Source organism: Metabacillus sp. YM-086 (assembly GCF_048059995.1).
Taxonomy (GTDB): Bacteria; Bacillota; Bacilli; order Bacillales; family Bacillaceae; genus Metabacillus; species Metabacillus litoralis_B.
In genome coordinates this window covers 1-1,486 of the sequence record NZ_JBLUOI010000169.1, presented here as the reverse complement: position 1 = coordinate 1,486, position 1,486 = coordinate 1, and the positions used below count along the sequence as shown (strand labels likewise).

The 1,486-nt window shown below is 28.3% G+C and carries 2 protein-coding genes; both read left to right on the top strand.

All coding sequences use genetic code 11. The annotated features are described in order from the left end of the window. Positions 1-327 precede the first annotated feature (327 nt). Complete coding sequence (locus ACEWK1_RS27615; protein ID WP_212138019.1) at positions 328-828, top strand: hypothetical protein; 501 nt, start codon at positions 328-330, stop codon at positions 826-828. 183 nt (positions 829-1,011) lie between these two features. Then, positions 1,012-1,486: hypothetical protein (locus ACEWK1_RS27610; protein WP_416636880.1), on the top strand; the 475-nt coding region annotated here is incomplete at its 3' end.

The window sequence follows — 1,486 nt, the reverse complement described above, 5'->3', positions numbered from 1 at the left end:
TGAAGAAGCATATAACTACATTCCAAATGTTATTAATGTACTATATGAATTGGAAGATATTATTTATTATGGGAAACCCTTTACCGTTTAATAAGTTTATACTACATTGCGGATACGACTCAAATTCATCCATACCTTGAAAAAAGTTTGAATCTTCTAAAACAACATATAAAAAAATATGAAGACTCATATTCAACTCCTTTTAAGGAATTAATGAATTACCTACGGTTAAAGAGTTAGGCAAAGAAAAGTGATTAGATTAGAAGGACAGAAGGAGTAGAGTTTATTTTGGATGAGTTTAAAATAAAAATCTTAAATCAACATTGGATGGAACCTTCGAAATTAGATTTATGCTCTCATGGAGAAATTTATATTAAGGTAAATGATTATATAATAACTCAAGATGGATTAGGAGAAGAATGGGGAATTATTGAATCTGCCTTAGCATTGTTAAGAACAGTTAACAATGATTATGAATGTGACCCTGAAAATGAAGAGGGATTAATCCTTCATGGCTGTGGCACGATGTTAATGACGGGATGCCCAATATCTATTCATTGGAGTGTTAAGCACTTAAATGATCAAGTTATCTTATCAAATTTTATAAAAATAAAATCGACTAGTCTTGAAACTGGAATTATACGTTTTCCAGTAGATGAAATTGTCTTAAGCAACCAGTTGTATAACGAACAAATAGTGTCTTTTGCTTTGAAAGCTAAGAGCTTTTTTAATCAATCTAAAAAACAAATTTCAGATGAGTATGACCAAGAAATGTATCTGAAATTTTGGGAAGAATATGACTCTCTATTAAATAATCTACTTCAATAATGTTCCACGAACAAAGCGTCTTTTTTTGTATAGGGCGTTATAATTTTATTTTAGATTGATGAAGTCAGGAACCAAGTTGGCCTTTGTTGTTGCTACTTTATTTGAATAAATAAAGATGAATAAAGTATTAATTATTCATTTAGTTAAGTTTATAAATAGTATTATAACCAAAGGGTGAAAAGTATGTTCGAGATTTGGATTCAAGAGGAGCAGTATTATTGTAAGGATCATTATGTGAAAATAAATAATAAGATAAAAGCCTATTCTCTTTCTGCTAATGAGAATGAAAAAAGCTATATTGAAACTAATAAACAATTTTTATTTGAGATGTTAAATACACAGAAACGTTTTCCACTTTATATTACTTTTATTGCATATGATGATTATTCTGATATTAAAGAAACTTTTGAAAAAGCAGAGATAGAATATAAAGTAGAAATTCTTGATGAAACAAATACTGTATGGACTGATGGGGTAATCTTGAAATATAATTTACCATGCTTTAGAGTGAGAGCTAATAATTCAGATTCCTTGAAAATTATTTTAAATACAACTTATTACCTTGCAGCGCAAAATGAATTTTATGCGATTTGTTACTTTAATAACTTAATCTTTAAGACAGAAGAGATTGACATAAGGAGATTGAAAAATAAAAAAG

Coding starts and splice junctions, on each gene's coding strand:
- ACEWK1_RS27615 (WP_212138019.1), top strand. CDS start 328: ATGGAACCTTCGAAATTAGATTTATGCTCTCATGGAGAAATTTATATT.